At 34.6% G+C, this 4253-nt stretch carries 8 protein-coding genes; all 8 read left to right on the forward strand.

Annotated elements, in window-relative coordinates; all coding sequences use genetic code 11:
• The first annotated feature begins 310 nt into the window (after window positions 1-310).
• The 8 genes from GFJ36_RS01825 to GFJ36_RS01860 all read left to right on the forward strand — a co-directional run bounded on the left by GFJ36_RS01825 (window position 311) and on the right by GFJ36_RS01860 (window position 4215).
• Window positions 311-682 (forward strand): DnaJ family domain-containing protein, encoded by a 372-nt coding sequence (locus GFJ36_RS01825; protein ID WP_048541924.1) that lies wholly within the window; start codon window positions 311-313, stop codon window positions 680-682.
• A 10-nt stretch (window positions 683-692) separates the two neighbouring features.
• Window positions 693-1007, forward strand: a complete 315-nt coding sequence (locus GFJ36_RS01830) for a thioredoxin family protein (protein WP_088061614.1) — start codon at window positions 693-695, stop codon at window positions 1005-1007.
• A 13-nt stretch (window positions 1008-1020) separates the two neighbouring features.
• Entirely contained in the window at window positions 1021-1272 is a 252-nt protein-coding gene (locus GFJ36_RS01835) for a hypothetical protein (RefSeq protein WP_088609248.1), read from the forward strand.
• Window positions 1273-1397: 125 nt separating this feature from the next.
• Window positions 1398-1541: a hypothetical protein gene (locus GFJ36_RS01840; RefSeq protein ID WP_000817984.1), complete on the forward strand. Its 144-nt coding sequence runs from the start codon at window positions 1398-1400 to the stop codon at window positions 1539-1541.
• An 80-nt stretch (window positions 1542-1621) separates the two neighbouring features.
• The gene (locus GFJ36_RS01845) at window positions 1622-2203 is read left to right on the forward strand and encodes a TetR/AcrR family transcriptional regulator (protein ID WP_048541915.1); all 582 of its coding nucleotides are present in this window, start codon (window positions 1622-1624) and stop codon (window positions 2201-2203) included.
• A gap of 66 nt (window positions 2204-2269) precedes the next feature.
• A complete protein-coding gene (locus GFJ36_RS01850) occupies window positions 2270-3502 on the forward strand; it encodes an MFS transporter (protein WP_097889298.1) in 1233 nt (410 codons plus the stop codon).
• Between the two features lie 56 nt (window positions 3503-3558).
• Window positions 3559-3810 carry a helix-turn-helix transcriptional regulator gene (locus GFJ36_RS01855; protein ID WP_074651450.1) on the forward strand — a complete coding sequence of 84 codons (252 nt, stop codon included), beginning with the start codon at window positions 3559-3561 and terminating at the stop codon, window positions 3808-3810.
• A gap of 12 nt (window positions 3811-3822) precedes the next feature.
• Window positions 3823-4215 (forward strand): hypothetical protein, encoded by a 393-nt coding sequence (locus tag GFJ36_RS01860; RefSeq protein ID WP_000514014.1) that lies wholly within the window; start codon window positions 3823-3825, stop codon window positions 4213-4215.
• The last annotated feature ends 38 nt before the right edge of the window (window positions 4216-4253 follow it).

Here is a 4253-nt window from a genome sequence, read left to right on the forward strand (position 1 = left end):
GTCTTACTGCCCATTAAAGCGGGATAAAAATGATAAGACATCACGAAGTCTATACAAGGGAGCTGGGGGTGATTAAATCGTAGCAAATGTAAGATTTGGTGTAAACGCTTTATTTGATTCACAAAGATTTTCTCAATATGAAATGGCTCTAATACAGACTACACATGAAAATAAAATATTGATTAGGGAGGAAAAGGCTCCTTGTAATTAAATTTGAGAAAAAATTGTATGAATTCAATTTGTAATAGCGTAGCAAGATGAGAAAATATCATGTAAAATAATAGTAAAAATATGTAAAGGAGCGAATGGTGTGGATGTCTTTTTGAACATTGCTGAAGAAAAAATTCGACAAGCAATACGGAATGGAGACCTTGATCATATTCCGGGAAAAGGAAAACCACTACAATTAGAAGACCTTTCAATGGTACCTCCAGAACTTAGAATGAGTTATAAAATCTTAAAAAATGCGGGTATGATTCCACCAGAAATGGAACTACAAAAAGATATATTAAAAATAGAAGACTTAATTGCGTGCTGTTATGATGAAGCAGAGAGAAAAAAATTACAAGAAGAGTTAACGGCAAAAACGCTGCGTTTTCAGCAGGTAATGGAAAAGAGAAAGATTAAAGAGAGTTCAGCTTTTCGTATGTATCAGGATAAAGTATTTCGTAAATTACGCTAAGAGGGATAAGATGAATAAATTTGAAACGATAGAAGAATTAGCGACACATATTGAAGAACAACAATTAGTACTGCTCTTTATTAAAACGGAAAATTGTGGTGTTTGTGATGTTATGCTAAGAAAAGTAAATGGTCTATTAGAGAATTATGATTACGTAGAGAAAGTGGAAATATTACTACAAGACATGCAAGAGATTGCGGGGCGTTATGCAGTGTTTACAGGGCCAACAGTTTTATTATTTTATAATGGAAAAGAGATCCTTCGTGAATCGCGCTTCATTTCACTTGAAAATTTAGAGAGAACCATTCAATTATTCGAAGATTAAGGGAGGCTTTTATATGGAATTTATTATTGTCATACTATTATTTGTTGTAGTTGGAATAATTGTAACAGCAGTTCGATCAAACAAAAAGAAGGTAAATCTTACGAAACAAAATAACATTCATAATTCATCTAACAACTCATCACCATTATTTTTCTTTGCTGGATCTGATAATGATAGCTCGCATGGAGGTTCACATGATTGTGGAGGATCTTTCGGTGGAGATAGCGGAGGTAGCTGCGATGGTGGCGGAGGTGGCGGTGATTGATGAAAATGCGCCTTATATAGGCGTATTTCTTTTTAAACAAACGTTTGATTAGTTGGCTTACATATGCATAAAAACAGTTAAACAAACGTTTGATTAATATTTTTAACGTACTAAGGGGAATAGAAATGAAAAGGGAACCGAAAGTGAAAAATAAGGGGAAAGTAGTGTTATTTTTATTAGCTGCGGGAGGCGTATTTCTTGTTAAATTAGGATTTAAAATTGGAATAATACATATGATTCGAACGTGGTTTGAAAGTACGTTTTCTTAAATAAGGAATATAGCCTCTTGTAATAGAGGTTTTTAATTTGTTATTATTAGACTGAACGGTCGGTTTAAAGAGGTGTAAATATGAGAAGAAGTGCAGAAGAGATAAAGAAAGAAATTGCATATAAAGCAGAAAGTCTGTTTTCACAGAAGGGTTATGCAGCTACATCTATGGAAGAGATTTGTGAAATTACAAAGCGAAGTAAAGGAAGCATTTATTATCACTTTAAAAGTAAAGAAGAATTATTTTTATTTGTAGTGAAACAGCATACGTATGATTGGCTTGAAAAATGGAATGAAAAAGAGAAGTTGTATAGTACGAATACTGAAAAACTATATGGTCTCGCGGAATATCATGTCGAGGACATACAGCAACCCATTTCAAATGCAATAGAGGAATTCTCTATGAGCCAAGTTGTAAGTAAAGAGATTTTGGATGAACTATTGGCTTTAACTAGAGAATCATATGTTATGTTTGAGAAACTAATTGAAGCAGGTATACAGTCTGGAGAGTTTCGTGAAGATAGTACGCGCGACCTTATGTATATTGTGAATGGATTATTATCAGGGCTTGGAGTACTTTACTACGAGTTAGATTATAAAGAGCTGCAACGTATTTATAAAAAGGCAATAGATGTATTGTTAAAAGGAATGGCAGCTGAATAATAAGTCAGTTGCTTTTCTTACAAAACAAATTAGACCGAACGGTCGGTTTATGAAAGGGGAATGAAAATGAACGCTTTATTTAAAAACCGAGCATTTATGCTCGTTATGGCATCTGATATTTTACAACAATTTGCAATTTGGATCAGAAATATGGCTCTTTTGTATTTCATAATGGAGCGAACGAATAATGATCCAGTTTCAGTTTCGTTGTTATCGGTTATGGAATATGCACCTATTTTTATTTTCTCGTTTATCGGTGGGGCGCTAGCTGATCGCTGGAATCCGAAAAGAACGATGGTTGCTGGAGATGTGTTAAGTGTACTGTCTATTGTAGGAATTGTCTTGTTGTTAAAGCTGGATTATTGGCAGGCTATATTTTTTGCAACACTCATTTCCGCGATCGTAGGCCAATTTTCTCAGCCATCATCTTCGCGTATATTTAAGCGCTACGTAAAAGAAGAGCAGGTAGCAAATGCGATTGCATTTAACCAAACATTACAGTCATTATTTATGATTTTTGGACCAGTGGTAGGATCACTTGTGTATACACAACTTGGTTTATTTACGTCACTATATAGCTTAATCATTTTATTTTTGTTATCTGCTATTGCTCTTTCGTTTTTACCAAAATGGGTGGAACAAGAGCAAGTGGCGAGAGATTCATTAAAAAATGATATAAAAGAAGGATGGAAATACGTTCTTCATACGAAAAATTTACGTATGATTACGATCACTTTCACCGTTATGGGCTTAGCTGTTGGATTAACGAATCCATTAGAAGTGTTTCTTGTAATAGAGCGTCTTGGAATGGAAAAGGAAGCAGTTCAATATTTAGCCGCAGCTGATGGGATAGGTATGTTAATCGGTGGTATTGTTGCTGCAGTTTTCGCTTCAAAAGTGAACCCGAAAAAGATGTTTGTATTCGGTATGAGCATATTAGCAATGTCATTTTTAGTAGAAGGGCTATCTACATCATTTTGGATTACTAGTTTCATGAGGTTTGGAACAGGTATTTGTTTAGCTTGTGTTAATATCGTTGTCGGTACGCTTATGATTCAACTTGTACCAGAAAATATGATTGGAAGAGTAAATGGAACAATTTTACCACTGTTTATGGGGGCAATGTTAATCGGAACTTCACTAGCTGGAGGATTGAAGGAGATGACCTCACTAGTTACTGTATTTTGTATAGCAATGGCACTTATTTTATTTGCGATAGGGCCAGTTCTACGCATGCAAATAAATAAAGAAGATGTCGCTAATAAAGAGGAACTAACAAATTCGTTAGCTTCGAAATAATCATTGTAAGGGAGCAGGATTGCTCCCTTTTCTTGTGGCAATCTTTTGACAATGACATGCCCCAACTATATACTGATGATGTAAAAACGAGTTTACAGGTTAGGAGAAATGGTGTGAAAAATCAAATCTATGAATTACGCACTGAAAACAATATTTCACAAGGTGCATTGGCTGATAAGTGTAAAGTTTCTAGACAGACGATAAATGCAATTGAGAATAATAAATATGATCCAAGCTTAGCGTTAGCATTCCGTTTAGCTGAAGTATTAGGAACAACTGTTGATAAACTATTTTTGTACAAGTTGTAGGGGGAGTAGTTGTTGGGGAAAGAGAAAATAAGCCTTGTAGTTACGGCATTAGTAGCTATAAGTACGTTAGTGTTTGCACTCTATTATTGGTTAACTGAACTTCAAGTAAACTGGTATGCACTATTTATTTGTAGCATCGCATTACATTATATGTTTAAAAGTTTGGCATCGCATAATGTGGAAGGGACAACGGAGGAGAAAGAAGATGTAGAAAAACATGTATTAAAAATAAGTGCAAATGTTACGTATTATGTACTTGTTGTATTAATTTTTGGTTTGTTTTTCGCATCGGTAGGTTTTAATAAATGGATTGATTTTCATAACATACCGCTTTTGTTTGCGTTATGCGCTGCGATAGTTGTAAAGCCGGCTGTAGAATTTTTAATTGTAAGACGTTATCGCTAAAAATAAAGAAAAGATCCTCTTCTCATGAGAAGAGGATC

Source organism: Bacillus sp. EE-W1, assembly GCF_009760835.1.
Lineage (GTDB): Bacteria > Bacillota > Bacilli > Bacillales > Bacillaceae_G > Bacillus_A > Bacillus_A wiedmannii.